1 pseudogene is annotated in these 1012 nt (G+C 45.7%); it reads left to right on the top strand.

The window, feature by feature from the left end:
- Positions 1–1012, top strand: a pseudogene (locus JMX92_RS13350) (IS3 family transposase); the annotation flags it as partial.

Genomic DNA, 1012 nt, shown 5'->3' with positions numbered 1-1012 from the left:
CCGCAAAGCAGCTTGGCATTGCCATGCAAACGCTATCGAATTGGCATAACAAAGCCAACCAAGGCAAGCTCAAAGGCACAGAGCAATACGACCCTGATCTTATGACAGCTCTTCAAGAAATAAAGCAGCTCAAACGACAGCTCAAAGTTGCCGAAGAGGAGCGAGAGATATTAAAAAAGGCGACGGCGTACTTCGCGAAAAACAGCTAGTCAGGTACGCCTTCATCAAAGATAACCAGCACTTCTTTACCATCACCACTATGTGCCGCGTGCTAAGGGTTAAGCATTCAAGTTACTACGACTGGCTGAGTCGCGATATCAGCGAGCAGCAGATACATCGCAACCATTGTGAGCTACTCGTTAAATCCGCTCACAGTGAAACTCATGAGCGCTATGGTGTTGAGCGTCTGCATGCGCATCTAAGTGAGCAAGGTCATAACATCAGTCCCTACATGGTCAGAAGCATCAAAGAGGAATACAGCATCAAATGCCGTCGCCACAAACGCTTTAAAGTCACCACCGACTCCAATCACAACAAACTGGTCTATCCAAACGTGTTGGATCAAGAGTTTGATGCCAGTCGCCCTAACCAAGCGTGGGCCAGTGACATCACCTATATTTGGACGCTTGAGGGCTGGTTGTATTTAGCGGGAGTCAAAGATTTATATACCAAAGAGCTGGTCGGCTATGCGATCAATAAGCGAATGACCGCAGATCTAGTATGCAAAGCATTGAACATGGCCATCAAGAATAAACAACCAAGCAAAGGGCTAGTCGTTCACTCTGACAGAGGCAGTCAGTACTGTAGCCATGCTTACCACAAGATCATCAAGCAGCATCCGTTTACAGGTTCAATGAGCGGTAAAGGCAACTGCTTTGACAACGCACCCATAGAAAGCTTCTGGGGCATATTGAAGAACGAGCTAGTATATCACCAAGACTATAAAACAAGGTTTGCAGCTATCAGAGATATCATTGGATATATTGAGTTATATTATAATCAGACTAGGATT

The organism is Psychrobacter sp. H7-1, assembly GCF_904846585.1.
Classification (GTDB): Bacteria; Pseudomonadota; Gammaproteobacteria; order Pseudomonadales; family Moraxellaceae; genus Psychrobacter; species Psychrobacter raelei.
This window is presented reverse-complemented; position numbering and strand designations above follow the sequence as displayed.